General features: G+C 65.9%; 18 protein-coding genes, 1 tRNA gene and 2 pseudogenes. 12 read left to right on the plus strand and 9 right to left on the minus strand.

The features are described 5' to 3' along the window. The first annotated feature begins 69 nt into the window (after nt 1-69). The gene (locus MVA47_RS08240; RefSeq protein ID WP_247207436.1) at nt 70-1,155 is read left to right on the plus strand and encodes an ROK family transcriptional regulator; all 1,086 of its coding nucleotides are present in this window, start codon (nt 70-72) and stop codon (nt 1,153-1,155) included. Between the two features lie 30 nt (nt 1,156-1,185). Further along, the gene (locus tag MVA47_RS08245; protein WP_247207437.1) at nt 1,186-2,010 is read left to right on the plus strand and encodes a transglutaminase family protein; all 825 of its coding nucleotides are present in this window, start codon (nt 1,186-1,188) and stop codon (nt 2,008-2,010) included. Nucleotides 2,011-2,264: 254 nt separating this feature from the next. Here MVA47_RS08245 and otsB read toward each other — a convergent pair. From otsB to MVA47_RS08265, 4 genes and pseudogenes are all read right to left on the minus strand, one after another. After that, nucleotides 2,265-4,821 (minus strand): annotated as a pseudogene (otsB, locus tag MVA47_RS08250) (trehalose-phosphatase). Between the two features lie 73 nt (nt 4,822-4,894). After that, nucleotides 4,895-6,382, minus strand: coding sequence for a trehalose-6-phosphate synthase (locus MVA47_RS08255; protein ID WP_247207438.1), 1,488 nt, complete (start codon nt 6,380-6,382; stop codon nt 4,895-4,897). A gap of 3 nt (nt 6,383-6,385) precedes the next feature. Then, nucleotides 6,386-6,553 (minus strand): hypothetical protein, encoded by a 168-nt coding sequence (locus MVA47_RS08260; RefSeq protein WP_189339114.1) that lies wholly within the window; start codon nt 6,551-6,553, stop codon nt 6,386-6,388. An 18-nt stretch (nt 6,554-6,571) separates the two neighbouring features. Then, nucleotides 6,572-8,089, minus strand: a complete 1,518-nt coding sequence (locus tag MVA47_RS08265; protein ID WP_247207439.1) for a threonine/serine exporter ThrE family protein — start codon at nt 8,087-8,089, stop codon at nt 6,572-6,574. A 7-nt stretch (nt 8,090-8,096) separates the two neighbouring features. On the opposite strand from MVA47_RS08265, the gene MVA47_RS08270 reads away from it, so the two are divergent. Further along, nucleotides 8,097-8,171 (plus strand) — tRNA-Thr (locus MVA47_RS08270). Nucleotides 8,172-8,391: 220 nt separating this feature from the next. On the opposite strand, the gene MVA47_RS08275 is transcribed toward MVA47_RS08270, so the two are convergent. Further along, nucleotides 8,392-9,054 (minus strand): bifunctional 2-polyprenyl-6-hydroxyphenol methylase/3-demethylubiquinol 3-O-methyltransferase UbiG, encoded by a 663-nt coding sequence (locus MVA47_RS08275; RefSeq protein WP_247207440.1) that lies wholly within the window; start codon nt 9,052-9,054, stop codon nt 8,392-8,394. A gap of 115 nt (nt 9,055-9,169) precedes the next feature. Between MVA47_RS08275 and MVA47_RS08280 the strand changes: the two are divergent. From MVA47_RS08280 to MVA47_RS08300, 5 genes and pseudogenes are all read left to right on the plus strand, one after another. Beyond that, nucleotides 9,170-9,771, plus strand: a pseudogene (locus MVA47_RS08280) (helix-turn-helix domain-containing protein). A gap of 75 nt (nt 9,772-9,846) precedes the next feature. Continuing rightward, nucleotides 9,847-10,839 (plus strand): serine hydrolase, encoded by a 993-nt coding sequence (locus MVA47_RS08285; RefSeq protein ID WP_247207442.1) that lies wholly within the window; start codon nt 9,847-9,849, stop codon nt 10,837-10,839. A 21-nt stretch (nt 10,840-10,860) separates the two neighbouring features. After that, complete coding sequence (locus tag MVA47_RS08290) at nt 10,861-11,730, plus strand: LysR family transcriptional regulator (RefSeq protein WP_247207443.1); 870 nt, start codon at nt 10,861-10,863, stop codon at nt 11,728-11,730. Next, complete coding sequence (locus MVA47_RS08295) at nt 11,727-12,638, plus strand: serine hydrolase (RefSeq protein ID WP_247207444.1); 912 nt, start codon at nt 11,727-11,729, stop codon at nt 12,636-12,638. Before MVA47_RS08290 ends, MVA47_RS08295 begins: the two co-directional genes overlap by 4 nt. 104 nt (nt 12,639-12,742) lie before the next feature. After that, on the plus strand, nt 12,743-14,539 hold the full coding sequence (locus MVA47_RS08300) for a penicillin-binding transpeptidase domain-containing protein (protein ID WP_247207445.1): 1,797 nt from the start codon (nt 12,743-12,745) through the stop codon (nt 14,537-14,539). 14 nt (nt 14,540-14,553) lie between these two features. Here MVA47_RS08300 and MVA47_RS08305 read toward each other — a convergent pair whose 3' ends face one another. Then, complete coding sequence (locus MVA47_RS08305) at nt 14,554-14,967, minus strand: thiol-disulfide oxidoreductase DCC family protein (RefSeq protein ID WP_247207446.1); 414 nt, start codon at nt 14,965-14,967, stop codon at nt 14,554-14,556. Between the two features lie 177 nt (nt 14,968-15,144). On the opposite strand from MVA47_RS08305, the gene MVA47_RS08310 reads away from it, so the two are divergent. After that, nucleotides 15,145-15,753 (plus strand): hypothetical protein, encoded by a 609-nt coding sequence (locus MVA47_RS08310; protein WP_247207447.1) that lies wholly within the window; start codon nt 15,145-15,147, stop codon nt 15,751-15,753. 99 nt (nt 15,754-15,852) lie between these two features. Here the strand turns inward: MVA47_RS08310 and MVA47_RS08315 are convergent, their stop codons facing one another. The 3 genes from MVA47_RS08315 to MVA47_RS08325 form a co-directional block, all read right to left on the minus strand. Further along, entirely contained in the window at nt 15,853-17,319 is a 1,467-nt protein-coding gene (locus MVA47_RS08315) for a multicopper oxidase family protein (RefSeq protein WP_247207448.1), read from the minus strand. Beyond that, nucleotides 17,312-17,881, minus strand: a complete 570-nt coding sequence (locus tag MVA47_RS08320) for a hypothetical protein (RefSeq protein WP_247207449.1) — start codon at nt 17,879-17,881, stop codon at nt 17,312-17,314. Before MVA47_RS08320 ends, MVA47_RS08315 begins: the two co-directional genes overlap by 8 nt. 81 nt (nt 17,882-17,962) lie before the next feature. After that, nucleotides 17,963-18,457 carry a hypothetical protein gene (locus MVA47_RS08325; protein ID WP_247207450.1) on the minus strand — a complete coding sequence of 165 codons (495 nt, stop codon included), beginning with the start codon at nt 18,455-18,457 and terminating at the stop codon, nt 17,963-17,965. 164 nt (nt 18,458-18,621) lie between these two features. Here MVA47_RS08325 and MVA47_RS08330 point away from each other — a divergent pair, with 164 nt between their 5' ends. Genes MVA47_RS08330 through MVA47_RS08340 form a run of 3 tightly spaced genes read left to right on the plus strand, consistent with a single transcriptional unit; the run spans nt 18,622 to nt 20,980 of the window. Then, nucleotides 18,622-19,011, plus strand: coding sequence for a RidA family protein (locus tag MVA47_RS08330; protein WP_247207451.1), 390 nt, complete (start codon nt 18,622-18,624; stop codon nt 19,009-19,011). Next, nucleotides 19,008-20,240: a winged helix DNA-binding domain-containing protein gene (locus MVA47_RS08335; RefSeq protein WP_308280516.1), complete on the plus strand. Its 1,233-nt coding sequence runs from the start codon at nt 19,008-19,010 to the stop codon at nt 20,238-20,240. The genes MVA47_RS08330 and MVA47_RS08335 overlap by 4 nt, the downstream gene beginning before the upstream one ends. A 41-nt stretch (nt 20,241-20,281) precedes the next feature. Beyond that, nucleotides 20,282-20,980 carry a response regulator transcription factor gene (locus MVA47_RS08340; RefSeq protein ID WP_031332061.1) on the plus strand — a complete coding sequence of 233 codons (699 nt, stop codon included), beginning with the start codon at nt 20,282-20,284 and terminating at the stop codon, nt 20,978-20,980. Nucleotides 20,981-21,013: the final 33 nt, after the last annotated feature.

Below are 21,013 nucleotides of genomic sequence, written 5' to 3' on the forward strand. Positions count from 1 at the left end.
AGATTTCTCCAGTATGGGACCAGGACGCGGTAGTCGACTGTGAACACCCGATCCCGAACCACGCGGACCGTGTCGTTCGAGCGCGGCGACGGCGCGGCGGCGGTGGTCCTGCGTGCGGTGCGCACCCAAGGCCCGGTGACGCGTGACCGTCTGCCCTCGGCGACCGGGCTTTCGGCAGCCACCGTCAACCGGCAGCTGCAGGCGCTCGAGCGGCTCGGACTGGTACGCGAACGACCGGATCTGATCGCGGCCGGGGCCATCGGCCGTCCGAAGATCCCGCTGACGATAGACCGAGATCGGTTCTGCGTGATCGCCATTCACATCGGTGCCCGGTCCACGCTCTTGGTGGTCGCCGACCTCGGTGGCCGATTGCTGCAGACCGCCGCGATGTCGACACCCACCGGACCCGTCGGGCCGGCCCTCACGTTGATCGCCCGCCGGGCTGCGCTGGAAGCGGCGTCGTTCACCCACCGGGTTCCGCTCTGGGCCGGTGCTGCCGTCGGCGGTGAGGTCTATGACGACGGCAGCGTCGACCATGCGCAGCTCGGATGGAGACGGGCCCCGGTGGGGCAGGTGCTCTCCGACGAGCTGGGTCTCCCGGTGTCGGTCAGCCCTCACGTGCAGGCCATGGCCGCGGCCGAGTTGCTCCTGGCCGGGTCAGGAGACAGTTCGGGCGTGGACCTGCTGTTCTACGTGCGTGAGACGGTGGGGCTGGCCACCACGATCGACGGCCGGGTGCAGCGGCGGCCTGGCAACATCGGCCACCTTCCGGTCGCGGCCCCGCTGCTGTCTGGTTCTGCGGACGCGAAACTGCAGGATGTGGTGGGTCGCAAGGTCTTCGACCAGGCTGTCGCCGCGGGGGCGAACGTGAACGACGTCCTCGACGAGCGCGCACGGGTGTTGGGCGAAGCGGTCGCCCTGGTGCGAGACCTGATCAATCCCGACCGGGTGGTTCTCGCGGGCCAGGTGTTCGCCGAACACCCGCACGGGCTGGCGCCGGTGCAGGCCGCTTTCGACGCCGCGAGCACGTTGCCGCCGATGGAGTTGTCGCCGCCGCGGTTCGGTGCGCGTGTGCAGGAGGGTGCCGCGATGGTGGTGTCGCTCGGTGCGATTTACGCTGATCCCATCGGAGCCTTGCAGGACGCGAGGGTATGACGCGACTCTCGGAAGGACCCTCCACCGCACATGGCCGACCTTGATCCCCAAGCCCAGCGCGATGTATCGATGTACCTCGACGTCGCCGTGAACGCCGCCACCGAGATAGAGCTACAAGTCGCGGTCGCCCGGATGCCCGGGCTCGATTTGTCCGACGAGTTGTCGATCACGCTGAACGGCAACACCATTGTTCCCGACGAGATCATCAGCGACAGCGGGAACAGGATTCACTGGATCCATTCCGAGCCGGGCAATCTCTACGTCCAGTACCGCGCCCGCGTGCTCGGGCAGGCTGATCCTGCTGGGGTCGGCCGCTTCGATCCGTCGCTGTACCTGCGGCCCAGTCGCTATGCGGAGGCGGACAAGTTCTTCGGGTTCGCGGCGGGGCAGTTCGACACCACCGCCTCTCCGTCTGATCAGCTGGTCGCGGTGACCGACTTCGTGCGACAACGCATTTCGTACATCTTCGGCGCCAGCGACCCGATCGACGGCGCTGCCGACACCCTGATGTCGGGGGCGGGTGTGTGTCGCGACTTCGCGCATCTCGTTGTCGCATTGTTGCGCGCCTTGGGAATTCCGGCCCGGCTGGTCGCGGTGTACGCACCGGGCCTGTCGCCGATGGACTTTCACGCGGTGGCCGAGGCGCTCATCGATGATCGCTGGGTGGTGGTGGACGCCACCGGACTGGCGCCGCGGCAATCGCTGGTGCGCATCGCGACCGGTCGCGACGCGGCCGACACCGCGTTCCTCGACAACCACGGGGGAGACGTCGTGCTGAACAGCTACCAGGTCAGCGCGGTCGTCTCGGGCGATCTGCCCCTCGACGACCATGCCGAGGAGGTTCAATTGCGCTGATCGCTGCCCAGCCGTCGATCACCGGGAGCGTGGTCTGACGTACGACCGCCACGACGGTGAGGTGCATCGGGTGAGGTGGCCGACGGGCGGCGTCGCCGACCCCGGGTTTTCCGGTGCCGGCAACGATGCCGGACAAGCCGGTGCGAATCGTCTGGTGTGCCGCGGTGCGTAGCTCATGCGACAACAGTGCGCGGCGGTGCTTGGTGATCACTTGGAACCGACTTGGCGCCGCCGACGCCGGACACCGGCGCTTGTCAGACCCCGAGCAGCCTCGCGCAACGAAGTAACCCGATATGGCTGTAGGCCTGCGGATGATTACCGAGGGACCGTTCCGCGACCGGGTCGTACTCTTCGGACAGCAATCCCGTCGGACCGGCGGCCTTGACCATCTGATCGAACAGTGCCTCGGCATCGTTGCGACGATCGATCAGCAGGTAGGACTCGATCAGCCAGGCGGCACACAGGTGGAAGCCGCCCTCGCCGCCGGGCAGGCCGTCGTCGTGGTGGTACCGGTACACCGTTGAGCCGCTGCGAAGTTCGGCCTCCGTCGCGTTCACCGTCGCGGTGAATCGCGGATCGGACGGATCGATCAGACCCGACAGCCCGATGTGCAGTGTGGCGGCGTCGAGATCGATGCCGTCGTACGCCGCGGTGTACGAGCGCGCGGTGGCGTTCCAGCCTTCGCGCAGTACCTGGCGGGCAATGGTGTCACGCAGGACGGGCCATCCGAGTTGCACCTGACGGCCGAACTCTTCGCCGAGCTTGAGAGCCCGGTCCACGGTCATCCAGCACATCACCTTGGAATAGACGTGGTGTCGTGGATTGCCGCGGATCTCCCAGATGCCGTGGTCTGGTTCGGTCCACCGGCGTTCGACGGCATAAACCATGTCGCGCACCAGATCCCAGTCCTCGTCCCTCAGGGGTTTCGGATCACCGGCTGCCTTGCGTGCGTGCGAGAGGGTGGAGATCAAATCGACGATCGGGCCGAACACATCGAGCTGCACCTGCTGGTTGGCGGCGTTGCCCACACGGACGGGACGCGATCCGGCGTACCCGGGCAAGGAGTCGATCACGGCTTCAGGGGGAGGCCGGTGCCGCCAATGTGTAGAGCGGGTGAAGCCACTCGGGGCCGGTGACCGTTCCGAGCACCTGGTGCAGCCAGCCGAGGTAGTCCTCGGCCTCGGTGTACGAACCGACCGAGACCAGCGCGGACGCGGTCAATGCGGCATCACGCAGCCAGCAGTAGCGGTAGTCCCAGTTGCGGACTCCACCGATCTCTTCGGGCAATGACGTGGTGGCCGCCGCCATGATCGAGCCGGTGTCGGCGTGCACCAGCCCACGCAGGGTGAGCGCCGAACGCTTCATCAGGTCGCGTTTGACGTTGGGCAGGTCCAGGGTCTTGGCCCAGTCGCTCCAGTAACTCTCGGCCGCGGCGCGACGTTCGGCTTCGGGCTGCGGATGGGCGTCGAGATCTTCGGTGCCGCAACGTAATTCGAGGACGATCTCGCCACCCGATGGATCGATCACCGCGGTGGCTGTCTGGTGGTTCCGCTCGCTCTCGATCTCCCAGGTGACTCCCGGCGACCGGAGGACCAGTGGTTCGTTGGAGCCGAGCACGCGAAGCCCCTCGTCGGACGTCTCGATGCGCACGGCCGCCTGCCCGAACTCGGGCCGGGGCGCGAAACGAACATGCACTGGGACATCGCCGCGGATGACCCGGGTGAGGTCGGTGCGGCCGACAGGGACATCGTGGGGCAGATAGTCGGTGACCTCGAGTCCCGCCCACCGGGTGCGGACCGTCATGGTGCTGTCGATGTAGCGCTGGCTGAGCGGCAAGGGTGCCGCCTTGCCCGGCTCGATGGGCGGCCCGACCGCGAACTCGCCGGCCTCATCGGTGCCCAGGAGGCTGCCGAACAGTGCGGCGGAGTCTGGTTCGGGGTGGCACATCCAGCAGATCTTGGCGTCGGGCGTGACGAGGGCGACGGTGCGCGGTGACGCGAGCATCGTGAGTCGCTCGATGGGGACCGCATTGCCGCCGCGGAGCCAGGTGCGTCGTTCCTCGACCAGGAAGGCCAACGCGGTGGCGACTTGCTCGGTGTCGTCCACGCGGTACGCGGCCAGCGAGTCGCCCTCACCGACCTTGACACCCAGATCGGGTCCGTGCAGTCGCAGGAACGCCTTCTCGTCGGTGACATCGTCGCCGAAGAAGACCGCGGCGCTGGCCCCGGCCTCGTGACGCAGGATGTCGAGCGCCTGACCTTTGTCGGTGATGATCACGGCCAGTTCGATGACCGACTTGCCCTCGGTGACCTGTACCCCGTCCCAGGTGGCCGGTCCGGTGCGGGCACGATGCAGCGCGGCGTCGGCGTCGGTCTTGGAGGCGTTGCGCACATGCAGCGCGGTGCTCGCCGGCTTGGCCTCTACCGTGACGCCCTCGTAGTCGGCCGCGATCGCACGGAACTCGACGACGAGGGTGTCGAGGAGTTCGTGGGCAGCCGGGGTGATCTCGTGCACGAAGCCGATGTCGAACTCACTGCCGTGACTACCGACCAGGTGCACCTCGGCAGGCAGCCGCGACAGGGTCGCGAGATCGCGGAGGGCGCGGCCGGAGATCACGGCTGCGGTGGTGCTGTCGAGCTCGGCCAGCGCACGCATGGCGCGCACCGAGTCGGTGTTGGGGCGGGCGTCCTCAGGCCTGGAGACGATCGGGGCCATGCAGCCGTCGTAGTCCGAGGCGACCAGCAGCCGGGGCATACGTGCGATGGTTTTGAGGGCGCGACGCAATTCCGGGTCGAGGTCTTGTGCACTCACTCAGCGAGTTTAAGACCGTCGACCCCTGTGGCGTCCAATCCGTCCTGCCATGGACCGATAAATGCTGCGTTCGTCACACTTCTTCGACCAGATCGATGCGACGGTCGCCGCTCGACATGGTCTCGGGGTCGGCACCGAGTGCTCCGAGGAAACTCTCGGCCCACCGCTGGACGTCATGTGCGAGCACCTGCCTGCGCAGCGCCCGCATCCGACGCCGACCCTCGTCCGGGTCTTGCTCGAGGGCGGCGACGATCGCGTTCTTGACACCTTCGGTGTCGTACGGATTGGCTTGGAACGCCTGACGCAATTCGGCTGCCGCGCCGGTGAACTCACTGAGCACCAGCGCCCCACCGAGGTCGCTGCGGCAGGCGACGTACTCCTTGGCGACCAGGTTCATGCCGTCGCGCAGCGGCGTGATCAGCATGACGTCGGCGGCCACGAAGAAGGCGATCAGGTCTTCGCGGGGAACCGGCTGGTGCAAGTACTGGATGACCGGGTGCCCCACACGTCCGTAGGTGCCGTTGATGTTGCCCACCAACTGTTCGATCTCGCCGCGCATCTTGATGTAGCTGTCGACCCGCTCGCGGCTGGGCGTCGCCAGCTGCAACATGGTGACCTCGTTGGGGTCGACCCGGCCTTCTTCGAAGAGTTCGGACAGCGCCTGCAGCCGGACGTCGATGCCCTTGGTGTAGTCGAGGCGGTCGACTCCGAGCAGTACCTTCTTCGGGCTGCCCAGCTCCTCCCGGATCTCGACGGCGCGTTTGCGGATCTCTTTGGTCTTGGCCTGGGTGTCGAGTTCGCCGGAGTCGATCGAGATGGGGAATGCACCCACCCGGACCGTGCGGAAACCGACCTGGACCACGCCGAACTTGGAGCGGACGCCGACCTGGCCCTTGGAAGTCGCCTGTCCGGCCAGCCGCCGCGCGAGGTACAAGAAGTTCTGCGCGCCGCCGGGAAGGTGGAACCCGATCAGGTCGGCGCCGAGCAGACCCTCGATGATCTCGGTGCGCCACGGCATCTGCATGAACAGTTCGACCGGCGGGAACGGGATGTGCAGGAAGAAGCCGATCCGGAGATCGGGACGCAGCATGCGCAGCATCTTCGGCACCAGTTGCAACTGGTAGTCCTGGATCCAGACCAACGCGCCCTCGGCGGCCGCCTCGGACGCTGCCTCGGCGAACCTGCGGTTGATGGCGACGTAGCTGTTCCACCAGGTGCGGTTGTACTCGGGTTTGACGATGACGTCGTGGTACAGCGGCCAGAGGGTGGCGTTGGAGAAACCCTCGTAGTAGTCGGCGATCTCCTGCGCGGTCAGTGATACGGCGTAGAGCTGAAGTCCTTCGACCTCGGGGTGTTCTGCGGCGTCGGCCACACCCGACCACCCGACCCACGCGCCCGTCTGCGACCGCAGGATCGGTTCCAGGGCGGTGACCAGACCACCCGGACTGCGCTTCCAGCGCACGGTGCCATCCGCGAGCGTCTCTTTGTCTACCGGCAGGCGATTCGCGACTACAACGAAATCGGCGCGGGTATCGGACTCATTCGATCGCTGCGGAGTCACGAATCAGGCTTCGCCCGGCGCGATTCCGAGCATTGCCAGCAACATCCGGCATTCGTCGGCGTCGGTGGCGTATGCCGCGACAACGCGTCGTGCGGAGTTGGCGGTCTCGTCGGCGACGGGCTCCAGATCCTCGTCTGCGAGGTCAGTCTTATCGCTGGTCTTGGCAGGCATGGCGACCATAATACCTGCTCAGTTTTGACGTTCGGTCATGCCGGGGCGCGCTTGGATCTGATGCATCGGCTCGGTGGCGGCGTCGGGATCGGGCTCTGGTTCTTCGGTCAGACGACCGGGCCGAATGGCCGAGCGGGCGGTCAACAGAACCCGTGTCGGTTTGGTGGGGATACGAGGCCGTCGCAGGGTGCGTGCGATGAACTCGCCGAGGGTCACGCCGGCCGCCAGACTCACGCCCGTACCCACCGCGGCCGCCAAGGCCGTGAAGCCGTCCACGGTCTGGTCGCCCAGGATTCCGTAGAGGCCGCGATAGATCGCCAGACCTGGGAGCAGCGGTGTGATGCCTGCGACCGCGACCACAAGCGGCGGGGTCACCGCTCGGCGGGCCAGCAGACCACCGACCAGCCCGACCAGGGCTGCGGCGAATCCGGCCGAGATGACCGAGCCGATGCTGAAGTGTTCGGCTGCCGCGACCACCGCGGCACCGAGGGCACCGCCGAAGAAGGCGGTGGAGAGTGCGCGGCGCTCGGCGTAACTGGCGAGCGCGAAAGCGGCCGCGGCCAGACCGCCTGCGACGACGCGCGTCGGAGTGGTGGCCAGGTCGAATGACGTGGAGGTGGTGATGGTCGGCAGGTAGATGCCCGTGCCTTCGAGGGCGCGGATCGCGATACCGACACCGCTGATGATGCCGCCGGTCATGATCATCAGTTCGAAGAACCGGGCGGCGCCGGTGATGGGCGCGCCGGTGATGGCGTCCTGCACCGAACCCACCAACGACAAACCGGACAGGAGCACGATGACGCCGGCCGCGATGACCTGGGACGGAGCGATGTCGACGCCGAGGGTGTCCTGATACTGGAACACCAGCGCAGCCGGGATCACCGCGATGAATCCGCCGGTGACCTGCTGGAAGAACAGCGGCGTGCCGATCTTGTTGAGCAGCCGATTGGTCCGGTCGATGACCGCGGTGGTGATGAAGGCGACCACGGCCACGAGCCAGCCACCTCCCAGGAGCACCGACAGCGACGCTGCCATCGATGACCAGGCCAGCGTTGCTATCCAGCGACGGTACGGGTGCGGCGCGGCGATGATCGAGTCGATGACCTCGTGCGCTTCGCCCGGATCGATGGCGCGACTGCGGATCTTGCGGACCAGGCGGTCGACCGCGGCCAGCCGGGTGAAGTCGAGTGAGCGGTAGTGCACCGTCCTCATCGCGGTCACGGGCGGCATCGATGCGCCGCGACGGGCACTGACCCAGATGGTGTTGTACGTGACGTCCACTTCGCAGTTCTCGACGCCGTACATGCTCGCGACGAACCGCACCTGGGTCTGGGTGTCGATCGCGCCGGTTCCGGAGTCGAGCAGCACCGCACCGACCTTGATCGCCAGATCCAGGACTTCGGTGACGGCGCCGTCGTCGGTGAGGTCGATCGGCCGACGTGGGGACACCGCCGGTTCGAACGGTTCGATGGTGTCGATCGTCGCTCGGTGGTTCCCGACGAGGCGGCCCGCAAGAGTCGCGATATACTCGCGCACGCAGTTTGCCTCCTTAGCTCAGTGGTAGAGCACTCGCCTTGTAAGCGAGCGGTCGTCAGTTCAATCCTGACAGGGGGCTCCAACGATGCGGGTGCCCCGACGGGGGCGCATCGACCTCCCGGAGACAGGGTAGGGCGACCACCTGAGGACCACCAAAGTCGCCAGATCTCCCGGTCTGACGATGTGGATGGAAGTGGTCTGGGTCACCCGAAATATGGCCCGCCTGAAGACGTTTCCCACGGAAATGTGGTCCGGCTGTTCGGCTGGCCTGCGTCAGATGTCGAGGCGTCGCGGTTCTGGCCTCATCTCCGACGAACCGCTGCGACCACCACGTCGTGGAGCTGAACATCTCGCCCGTCGGGCCCGGTGATCGATCGGTGGGTTTCGCGGGCGGTCGAGATCTCCCACTCGGTCGGGTTCAGCTGGGCAGTGATGTCGGCAGCGCGCACGGAGGCCGACTCCGGCGGCTGGCCATCTGCGTCGTGATGGCCGTGGCCGGCATCGTGCGAGGCGGCCCCGCCGTGGTGGTTGTGGTGGAGGTGCCCGACGATGAACAGCATGCCGCCGGGGGCGACCCAGTCGGCGATGCGGCGATAGAAGTCCAGCTGCGGTATCGCGGGGTGTGCGTAGTGCGTGGTGACCAGGTCGTAGCGGGCTTCGGGTTCCCAGGTGGACAGGTCGGCCTCGACCCATCGCATCCGATCGGCAACTCCCGCCCGCGTCGCCTTCTCGGCAGCGCGGGCCAGGGCCTCGACGGCGATGTCGGCGCCCGTCACCTGCCAGCCACGCGTTGCCAGCCACACTGCTTCGGTGCCGCCGCCACAGCCCGCGTCGAGAGCGGTCCCGGGCGTCAGGCCCGCAACCTCGTGTGTCAGGTGTGGGTTGGGCGTGCCGGCCGCCATCGCCGTGGCTCGGTCGCCTTGCCAGATCTCATCCCAGTACTTCTTGTCGAACGAGTGCGTCATTGTGCTCTTTTCTCGGGTTGCCGGTGCCGGTTGCGCGGTGGCACCGGATTGCTTGATGGTGCGATGGCGACGTTGTAATCGCAAGGTTCGTTGCCGAATGGCAAAGTGCATGAACATGGACCCTTCAACCGATCGCACTCTCGACGCCGTGGGGTCGCGGCTCAAGCAACTTCGGCAGCACCGCGACCTCACCCTGATCGATCTCGCCGAGGAGACGGGGATTTCGACGAGCACCTTGTCCAGACTCGAGGCCGGCTTGCGGCGGCCGACACTGGAGCAGCTGTTACCGCTGGCCCGGTCCTATGGGGTCACGTTGGACGAGCTCGTCGACGCACCACCGACCGGAGACCCGCGAGTCAACATGCGTCCGATCCCTACGAACGACGGTTCCACCGTGGTTCCGCTGACCCGCCGGCCAGGAGGCATCCAGGCGTACAAGTTCGTCCTGCCCGCCGGACGTGACGACGTCGAACCGGATCTGCGAAGCCATGAGGGTTACGACTGGGCATTTGTTCTCAACGGACGACTCCGACTCATACTCGGCGAGCACGACCTCATCCTCGAGCCCGGAGAGGCTGCCGAGTTCGACACCCGCACCCCGCATTGGTTCGGTGCGACGAGCTCCGGCCCGGTGGAGTTCCTCAGCCTCGTCGGCAAACAGGGGAGCGCGCGCACGTGCGTGCTGCGCCCAGACGCCAGGAACCCGACCGGGCGTGAACAGCCCGTGTGTGCGCTGTGTTCAAACAGGCGGTACAAGAAGTACAGTGCTCGAAGTTCCCTGGGAAGGCGCACATGACCGCAATGGATGGTGACGCTGCGCTGACTTCAGCGATCCGCCGGCGTCTGGGTGGGCGTCATCCGACCGTGGTAGTGGCTTCGGTCGGGCCCCACGGGCTGTCACTGGCCTCCACAGGGACCACCACCACAGCCGACCTGGAGATCGGCTCGATTTCCAAAGCGCTCACCGGATTGTTGTACGCGGAGGCATGCTCGCGCGGGGAGGTGACACCCGAGACAACACTGGGAACACTGCTTCCGTTGACGGACAAGGAGATCGGCGCGATCACGCTCGGATCGCTCAGTACACATCGATCTGGACTGCCTCGGCTGCCTGCGGGCATGAACCCGCTCGGTCGCACCGTGAAGATGTGGACGCAAGGTGCCTCGCCGTACGGTGAGACCCTCGAGGAGCTCCTCGCGCAGGTACGCGACACCACACTGAGGTCGCCGAAGGTGAGATACTCCAATCTTGGGTTTCAGCTACTCGGGCATTCGCTGGCACAGGCCGCCGGCCAGAGTTTCCAGACGTTGTTGGGTGATCGTCTTGCCCGGCCGCTCGGACTCGAGAACACCTACGCCCCATACACACCGGCCGAATTGACCTCGGACGCCGTGGTCGGCCGAAGCCGGTTCGGCCGGGTTCAGCAACCCTGGACGGGGGAGGCCATCGCACCCGCCGGCGGCGTCCGGGCGTCCATCGCGGACATGGGTCGCCTCGTGTGCGCTCTGCTCGACGAATCTTCCCCGGGCATGGCAGCGCTCGATCCGGTTGCCACGCTGATGGGTCCGGCGCGCATCGGTGCCGGCTGGATGACCCTCGACGTGAAGGGCCGAAAGATCACCTGGCACAACGGAGCAACGGGCGGTTTCGCAAGCTGGATCGGGGTGGACCGTGCCGCCGGGACAGGCGTGGTGATCGTGTCCGCAACCGCGGTGTCGGTGGACAAGCACGGGTTCGCCTTGCTCCGGGAACTCACCGACGATTCACCGCGCCGCTCGGACTGATCAACGTGTCACAGTGGTGACGTGGATCTTGTCAGGCATCTGAGGTTCTTTGTCGCCGTCGCCGAGGAGGGTCATTTCGGGCACGCTGCCGCTCGCCTGCAGATGACCCAGCCTCCCGTGTCGCAGGGCTTGCGTCGCCTGGAGAAGGAACTCGGGGTGGAACTCATCCGTCGGAGCACTCAGGGCGCCGAACTGACCAGTGCGGGCCGGGATCTGCTGCCGCGGGCGCGTGTCCTGGTTGATGACGCCGAACGGTTTGTCGGCGAGGCCCGTCGACTTCGGGGGCACCACGATGTCCTGAGATGCGGGTTGCCGAGCGACCTCGACCCTGCGATCGCGGCCGCGTGCGCTGTCTCCCTTGGCCGCCTGCGCCCCGACCATCATTTCCGGATGACCACCGCGTCCATCATCGACCTCGTCAAGGATGTCCGCGCCGGTCTCCTCGATTGCGCGGTGGTCGAACACCCTTCCGTGGTCGAAGGTCTCGATGCGGGACCGGCCACCCGGATACCGCGTTCCTTTCTCGTGCCTGCGGATCACCCGGTGGCCAAGGCGAAGAAGCCGACGGTGCGGATGCTCGATGGGCTGGCCTGTGCCCATGCTCCGCGGGCCACCAACCCGCCGGCCTTCGACTTGCTGATCGACACGCTGCACGTGCGCGGTCTCGATCCGGTTGTGCTGCCCACGCATTCGGCAGGTGAACTGGTGGCAGCAGTCGCCTGTGGGGAAGCCTTCGCTCTGGCAACGGGCACCTCACAGGTCCGCGGGGTCAAGCGCGTGGCGATGATCCCGGACGACGTGGCGTTGCGCCTGCGCACAGTTCGCCGCCCGGGCACGGCCCAGCCCGCGGTCGACGCAATCGAATCGGCTCTCTGGAAGCTCGCGCGGTGAGCGGCCCGGCTCCGGATGCGGACGCGTCGAGGCATCTGAGCGAGGTCTTCGCTGATGCCGGATGCGCCGGATGGGTACATGCCAGGACGATCGGCCGGGCGGTCGAGCGGGAATTCGGCTGGGCGGCAGACGATCCCGTCGTGATGGCATCGGTATACAAGCTGCCGCTCCTGCTTGCTCTGTGTGACCTGGCCGAGATCGGGCAGATCGACCTGACTGCCACGGTGGTGGTCGACCCGGCGGATTGGGCGGTGGGGCCCACGGGTATCGCGACCTTGCACGACCCGGTGACATTGAGCTGGCGTGACTTGGCCGTACAGATGATGGTGATCTCCGACAACGCGGCAGCCGACGTGATCCTCGACCGGGTGGGACTACCGCGGGTGCAGGAGAAACTCGATGCGCTCGGCCTGACCGAGACCAGGGTGGTCGGTGGCATGGCGGAACTGCAACAACAACTGGTCCGGGAAACGGGCACCAACACTGTGGTGGAGGCGTTCTCGGTGCTCGCCGACGCAGACCGGACGATGACCGTCACGGCCTACGACCCGGCGCTTGCCAGCGCGACGACGCCCCGCGACGCCACACGTCTGTTGCAACTCATCTGGACCGATCAGGCGGTATCGGCACAGATGAGCGAGTTCGTTCGGTCAACGATGCGTAAACAGGCCTGGCAACAACGTCTTTCGTCGGGGTTCCCGTTGGGCGTGGCAACCATCGCGGGTAAGACCGGCACACTCGGCGCCATCCGCAACGAGATCGCCGTTGTCGAATATCCCGGCGAACATCCGATCGCGGTTGCCGTCTTCACGCTGGCAGCCAGAGCGGAACTGTCACTGCCGACGGTGGAGGCAGCCGTCGGGCGAGCTGCGCGAATCGCGGTGACGGCAGTGCGGAGCCCGCTCTGACACGGTGATCGTCACGGGTTCTGCCACGCCCGATAGCGATTCGCTATCGGCTGCGGAGGCGATGCGACATTGCCGGGCCGCGGCCCGCCTGCTTGAGTCGGAGCGTGGACGAAAAACACCGGTCGCCCCTCTTGCGTCGAATCATTCCGTTGATCCTGTTTGCTCTTGTCGGTTCGAGCTGTACATGGCTGAGTGACGACCCCGAAGACACTTTTGGCGATTTCGCCTCAGCCCTCAGTGGGCGGCACGTCGGCGACGCCGCCGAACTGACCACCGATCCTGCTGCGGCAACCACTGCGATCAATGACATGTTCGAGGGGCTCGGCGACGGGGCGAAGGTGGTGGTCACCGCGGACGATGTGGAGTCCGATGGGAGCGACGGGCGCCTGACCATGGCATGGAACTTCGGGCCGGGGAAGGATCTCCGGTACGAGACTCGCGGCAGGACAGTCGAATCCGATGGCGATCGGAAGCTGGTCTGGGATCCGACGCTGCTGCACGACAACATGCTTCCCGGTTCGACATTCCGGTATTCGGACGACAAAGATCTGATGACGCCGGTGGTGGACCGCGGTGGAGCGGCGCTCCTCGAGTGGCAGACGGTCGGAGTGGTCACCGTGCGGCGCGACGCCGTTGATGCAGCATCCACCGCATTGGCCAGGGCGCTGCGCCGGTTCGATGCATCCATCACGGAGATGTCCATCCGGACGGCTGCGGAGCAGCAGCAGGGCGATGCCGTCACCGTCATCACGCTCCGGGAAGACGACGTCGAGGCCGTTCGTGCGCAGCTCGAACCGATCGAGGGCGTCACGATCGTGGATCAGGGGAAGCTGTTGACCACCGACCGCGCCTTGCGGTCGCCGGTTCTGGGCGACATCGAACGTACCTGGAACGACGTGATCACCGAACGCGCCGGATGGTCGGTGTCGTTGGTGGATGCCGAGGGCAACGCCATCGATCAGCTCACGGCGGTGCCACCCCGAGCAACCGAGCCGCTGCAGCTGTCCATCGATCGGCGTCTGCAGCTGCTCGCGCAACGGGCTGTGGCCACCCGATCCGAACCGACTGCGTTGGTGGCCATGTCGACAAACGCCGGAGGAATCCTCGCGGTCGCACAGAACGCCGCGGCTGATCGGGAAGGTGCGATTGCGCTCAGCGGACTGTATCCACCGGGTTCGACATTCAAGACGGTGACCACCGCGGCAGCGTTGTCCGAGGGGATCGCGACACCGCAGACACCGCTGCCGTGCCCGGGACGCGCCACCATCGAAGGCCGGACCATTCCGAACGAAGACGACTTCGATCTCGGGACGGTGCCACTGACCACTGCATTCGCCCGGTCGTGCAACACCACCATGGCGGGGCTCTCGAACCGCCTCGGGGCCGATGCGCTCCCGGCGACCGCCACCCGGTTCGGCATCGGCGTGGACTTCGTGGTCCCGGGGATCACCACGGTCACCGGCACGGTGCCACGTGCCGACAGCGCGGCTCTGCGGGTGGAGAACGGTATCGGTCAGGGCAAGGTCACCGCCTCGCCGTTCGGCATGGCTGTCGCCGAAGCGAGTCTCGGACATGGGTCGATGGTTCTCCCAACCCTCATCTCCGGTAGACCGACCACGGCCAGCGTGAAGCCGGAGCCATTGGATCCCGAGGTTGTCGAAGCCTTACGCGCGATGATGCGCCAGACCGTGTCGACGGGTACCGCCTCCCAGCTCAGCGACATCGACGGGTTGGGGGGCAAGACCGGTACCGCGGAGTACGGCGACAACACCCGTTCTCACGGGTGGTTCGCCGGGATCGTCGGCGACATCGCCTTTGCGTCCCTGGTCGTCGGTGGCAACAGCTCTGCCCCGGCCGTGGCGGTCGCCGGTGAATTCCTTCGACCTGCGGCCGGCCGGTGACGAACCGACCCGTCCTAGTCCAGGAATCTCGCGCGGACTTCTGGAGAGGGGAGCGGGCAGGTGTCGAGCTTTCCGAATACGCGGTATCGGATGGCCGCGAAGCCGTCATAGAGCCGGTCTCGCACGGGGCGGGGGATCGCCCGGGCGACCTTCAGCCACCGCCATGGCCGGTCGGCATGGGTGATCACGCGCAGAGCAGCGTCGGACCGCACCGCCACGCGCTCGTCACTCGTGCCCGGGTTGTCCACGTAGACAACCGAGTCGACCCCTGTCAGTTCCGGATGCCGTTCGATGACACCGCGCGCGAAGTCACCTTCCAGGGCGGCGAAGCGTAGTTCCCCTCGACGGTCGACGCGGAGGAGGAATTGCACTGCGTGGTTGCAGAATCCGCAGACCCCGTCGTACAGGACCACTGGTTGCTCAGGCATCGAGCCCTCCTTCGAGACGACACAGGCCGGCACAGTCGACCCTACTGAATCGGTTGCTTCTGTCGGTGGTCGGCCGCTCGGGGACGATTGCAAAAATTATGCGGCGCAGGTGAAGAGTGAGCGTGTCCGTCTTGGGCCGAAAAAAATACCTCTTGTCGCAACGTAAGGACGTGCTCCATGCTCTCTCGCTTCCGACGATTCGCCGCCATCCTTGTGGTGGGCGCAGCACTGTCGACCGGGGTGCTCGTGCCATCCGGCTCAGCGTCGGCGCACCCTGTTGCGCCGGGAGCGCAGTTCAAATACTTCAATATCCATATGCGCTCACCCGACGGAGGCGCAGGTGGCGTGCACTGCGTCAAGAACCAACCCTTTGGACGCGAGGGCAGTCGATGTGATGCACACGGCTATTACGACAACAGTCAAGCTGCGGGATTCGTGAACGTCGATGGTGGGGTTGTCTACGACAGCGACGGCCACGGCGGCACGTACCTCAAGTTCTATACCAAGGCCGGCGAAGTGATCGAGGGCAACATTCCGTCCCGCGGTTCCGCCGACTTCACGATCTCGAGTTTCAGCTCCCCGGCGTTCGGCGTCTTGGCCCGCACCGGCCAGAAGCTGTACCTAGATGTGAGAACCACCGACAACGGCCAGACCACCGGTGACCGGTGGGTCGACTTCTATCTTCATGGCGACCTCGTGATCAACACCCCGGTCGGTGGCGGCTACTTCGAGGGTCTCCTCGATGACTTCCTGGAGGGCGTCAGCGGCGCATTCGGTAGCAGCTGAGCGGTCCGTGGCGTCGGCCCTGCGGTCTCGTTCCCGACCAGATCAACGGTCGAGCCGGGACCGGCCTCAGTAGTCGAGGACGACCAGCGCCGGTGTCGGTCATGCTTGTTTGTCAACCACTTCCAGCAACTGCATCATGCCGTGGTCCTCGTGGAAGAGGATGTGGCAGTGCATGACGAACTGGCCCGTGAAGTCCTCGAATCGGTGGCGGATGGTGAGTGTTCCGAACGGCGGGAGCATGGCCGTGTCCCGGTAGTGCTGCTGATCGACCGGTTGGTCGTTGATCGCCACCACCTGAAAGTCGTTGACGTGGATGTGAACTGGGTGAGGCTCGTAGGTGCGGTTGATGAAATGCCACTCCTCGGTGTCGCCGAGAGTCATCGTTTCGTTGACCACATGGTGGTCGAACATTGCGCCGTTGATGTAGTACATGAAGTGTTCGGTGTCGCCGGTTCCGCGCGGTTCCATCTCCTCGAAGACGAACTCCCGTCGGCGGTCGATGGCAGCGTCACGCAGGTCGTCGAAGGGGAGCAGTGCGCCCGGTATGGGCTCCGGTGTCTGAGTGTCCCCCTGCGACACCAGGTTCAGCAGCGGCATCGGTGCGGGCACCATCGACGAGTAGAAGGGGCCGAACTCATCCCAGCTCAGTGACCGCATCTGATAGGTGCCGATGTTGGCGCCTTCGATGAGTACATCGGCGCGTCCACCCGGCACCACCTCGAGAACGTCGACGGTCGACACCGAGGTGCGGGCAGCGCCGTCGATCCCGATCACATGCATCGGATGTTCATCGAGCTGCAGACGCAGGAACAAGGAACTCGCGTTGATGATGCGCCACCGTTGCACTTCACCCGGTGCGATCTCGGTGGTGGGTTGGAAGGTGCCGTTGACCAGTGTCTGCTGCAGGCTGTTCGAGCTCTTGTCGCCCGGAACCATCTTGCCGTCTTGCATCTCGGTCTGACTCAGGACCAGGAGGCGTTCGGGGCGCCCCTTCACGCCGGGTAGTTCATCGAGCTCGCCGCGCACGATGAGGGCTCCGAACAGACCGCCGAAAACCTGTGTGTCACTGATGGTGTGCTGATGCGAGTGGTACCAGAACGTGCCCGCGGAATGGTCAGCGGGAAGGTCGTACGAGTAGTCGAAGGTCTCGCCGGGCTCAATGGCCATGAGGACGTCGTCGCTCGGCTGTTTCGGCGAGACGTGCCATCCGTGTGTGTGCAGGTTGGTGGGCTCGTCGATGTCGTTGATCAACGACACCTCGATGCGGTCACCCGGTCGCACGTCCAGCGTCGGCCCGGGGTAGCTGCTCTCGTAGGTGACCGCCGAGACCTTCCCGCCGCCCATGGCCACATCGCTGCGAGCGACCTTCAATTGTGTTTTAAGCGAACCGTTCTCGCTCGCCCGGACACTCGGCTCGAACCAGGTGACCCCGCCGGCGTTGTCTTTGCCCGAGGCGCATGCGGTGAGGATTGACCCGCCGAGCAGGGGAAGGCCGACGAGCGCTGCGGCTCCGGTGAGAAAACGTCGGCGGTTGACCGCTGGGACAGGCAATTTCGGCTCAGCCATCGGTGGGCTCCTTGGAGATGGTGACGGTGCGTGAGGTGGAGCCGATCCCGTTCGCGGTCCAGGTGACGTCGATCGTGTGTTGCGCCGGTCCGTCGCACGCGAAGACCACCGATGCCCCGATTCCGGTCGGTCCTCCGGCAGGCACCTGGAAAGGCATCTGGTCCTTGATGCCCACGGGGAGCAGTTGGCCGTCGAGGCGCAGTTCCACCCCGGTGGCCGATGGTGCGCGCCACCCGACGGTCACCACGGACCGCGGGGGAGTGTCCTTCAGGCACGTGAACGTGGGGAGGACGGTGAAGTCGTTCACCTGCAGTGCGCCGCCCGGATCTGTTGCCGGCACCACGGACGCCGTCGGTGGCGTGGTCCGTGTCGGAATCGGCGCCAGCCTGTCGCGGCTGTCCGACGAAGACGAATCGTCGTCATTGCATCCGCCGAGCACCAGCAGCAATGCTGCAGTTGTCACCAGCGCGCCCGTCACACCGGTCCGGGGTGGCAACCGCCACGAGGTACCGCTCATGACTTCGGTGCCGTCGCCGGCAGAGTTCTGGTGTGTTTCGCGCACATGGGGATACTTCACCGGCAAGGTGCATATTTTTCGCATAGGCACCCTCGTCGCTGAACGCCGGTACGTCGCCGGGAAGTGTCAGCGAGCCCGCACGGGAAAGACACGCTGTGACATGACGGGTGCGAACCACAATCGGGACAGATCCATGGTGCCGGTCCGCTTGGCGCTGCTGGGCACCAGGCCGTGCTCCACCCCGCCGGGTGACCAGTGGTCGTGCAGATCCTCGGCAGCAAAGATGAACGGCAGCCAGTCGGTCACCTCCTCGGGGCGGGTGAACCCGCCGGCGATGGCCCACAGCACGTCATCGGTGCGGTAGGTGAGGAAGTGTTCGCCGTAGGCGGGGCCGAGCCCGTCGCCGATCAGGGCGGTGAGCACAAACCACTCGGTGGCGGCCAGGACATGCTCGGAGGTGTTCGACCGAGCCAGCTCGTAGTGTTCGTCGACCGAGGCAACCGCATGGTCTTCGTCGAAGAACACCTGGGCCTGACTGATGTCGCGGCCGGCTCCGACTCGAGCATGGTCGGGCATCCCCAGGACAAAGTAGGCGCTCTGTGGTGTCACCTCATCTCCCATGGACGCATTGTGTCAGTGCTGCGGCCGCTGCGCCCGCAGGCGCGAGGGTGAGTGGTCACGGCGCCGTTCGCTCCACATGCGGCCACACGCTCCGCGTGCAACCGGCTCGTCTGCGAGCACGTGGAGCGGATCTGCGCGTAGGAGCGGACAGTTACGATGACGCCATGTCATCAGTGCAGATCAATGGGTCCTCGGGTGGACACACCAGCAGTGCAACCGTCTCGCCGGGGGCGTTGATCTTCACCGCCGGTGCCGCACCCATCGATGCCGATGGGGCAACGGTCGCGCCGGGTGACGTCACCCGGCAGGCTCACCAGTGCATGGCGAATCTGCGCGACGCCCTTGCCGATGCGGGCGCCGATCTGACCGACGTCGTGAAGGTCACGGTGTACGTCGCGGAGAAGCTGCAGGCCGATCTGGTGGTTGCGTGGGACGCGGTCACCGAGGAGTTCAGCGACCACAAGCCGGCGGGCACCCTCCTCGGGGTGACTGTTCTGGCCTACGACGACCAGCTCGTCGAGATCGAAGCCGTGGCGGTTCGCCCGGGATCATGACCCGGTTCGCGATCGGCACCGAGCAGCGTCGCGCGCGGTTGATGCGGCGACATCGGCTGCTCCCGGCTGTGCACGCCCGCTCGCCCGAGGAGGTCGCCGAAGCGGTGGTGGGTCTGCACGCGACCACACCGTCGACCGTCTACATCTCGACCTGGGCGCGGATGGCGCACTTCGACATCACCGACATGGAACGTGCGCTCTACGACGACCGCACGCTGGTCAAGCAACTGGCGATGCGCCGGACCCTTTTTGTGTTCCCGCGGCCGACACTGGCCGACGCAGTGAGCGCGGTGGGCACGAGGGTCGCGGCAAGCGAACGCACCAACATGCTCAGAGACCTGCGCCGCGACGACAACTCCCCCGACCCCGAGGGGTGGATAGCCGAGGCCCGCGCGGCGGTACTGGGTGCCCTCACCGACGGACGGTCGGCCTCCTCGACTGAACTGCGCAACGAGTTGCCCGCACTCGCCGGCGCCATCCGGCACGGTGAAGGCAAATCGTGGGGCGGGGTATCCCAGATGGGGCCCCGCGTTCTCAGTCATCTGAGTGCGGCAGGCGACATCGTGCGCGGTCCCAATGACGGCAACTGGTTACGCTCCAAGCCTCGATGGATCTCGATGCAGGACTGGCTCGGTGAACGCCTGCCGATCGAAGACGCGGCGACCGGGCACCGCAACCTGATCCTGCGATGGTTGCGGCAATTCGGCCCTGGTACCGAAACCGACATCGTGTGGTGGCTGGGATCGACGAAGACTGCTGTCCGCAAGGCGCTGTCGGAGCTCGACGTGGTGGAGGTGGAGCTTGATGACGGCTCGACCGGGTTCGTGTTGGCCGACGACCTCGACGAGGTGGAACCTGCGCCACCGACTGCGGTGCTGCTACCCGAACTCGACCCCACCCTGATGGGCTGGAAGCAGCGCGACTGGTATCTCGGTCCGCATGCGGGGCACCTGTTCGACAGCAACGGCAACGGCGGGCAGACGGTGTGGTGGAATGGCCGCATCATCGGCGGTTGGCATCAGCGCCCCGACGGGTCGATCGGCTTGCATCTGCTCGAGAAGGTCGGTCGGGCCGCTGTCGACGCGGCAAGGGCGAGGGCACGCGACCTCGAGCTGTTCCTGGGGAGGCCCGCCCGAAGCCTGGGTATCCAGCGCCTTTTCACAAAACACTCAGTGGATGACGAGGTTGCCGGTGCCGTGGTTGCAGGTTCACAGGAACCTCCCAGCTAGCTGGCAGTTTCTCAAAAGTATGGGTCGGCAGAGTAGGTGCCATGAGTGATCAGGGTGCACGAGTGCTGGTGGTTGACGACGAACCGAACATTCTCGAACTGTTGTCGGTGTCTCTGAAGTTCCAGGGGTTCGACGTCCGGACAGCGCCGGACGGCCCTCGTGCCATCGACCGTGCCCGGACCTTTCGGCCCGATGCCCTCATCCTGGACGTCATGATGCCGGGGATGGACGGGTTCGGCCTGCTGCGTCGCCTCCGGGCCGACGGTGTGGAGGCGCCCGCGTTGTTTCTGACGGCCCGCGATTCCCTGGAAGACAAGGTCACCGGGCTGACCATCGGGGGAGACGACTACGTCACCAAGCCGTTCAGTCTCGAAGAGGTGGTGGCGCGTCTGCGAGTGTTGTTGCGGCGCGGAGGTTTCGGTGAGAAGCCGGCGCAGAATCCGCGAATCTCTTTTGCCGACATAGAGCTCGACGACGACACCCACGAGGTGTGGAAGAACGGGGAGCTGGTCTCCTTGTCGCCGACCGAGTTCACTCTGTTGCGCTACTTCATGATCAATGCCGGAACCGTCCTGTCGAAGCCGCGAATCCTCGACCATGTCTGGAATTACGACTTCGGAGGCGAGGTCAACGTCGTCGAATCGTATGTCTCCTACCTCCGCCGCAAAGTCGACACCGGCGACCGGCGGCTCATCCACACACTGCGCGGCGTGGGTTACGTGATGCGCGAGCCTCGGTGACCGGAACCGCCGTGACGGCCACAGTCCCACGCC

The organism is Williamsia sp. DF01-3 (assembly GCF_023051145.1).
Taxonomy (GTDB): domain Bacteria; phylum Actinomycetota; class Actinomycetes; order Mycobacteriales; family Mycobacteriaceae; genus Williamsia.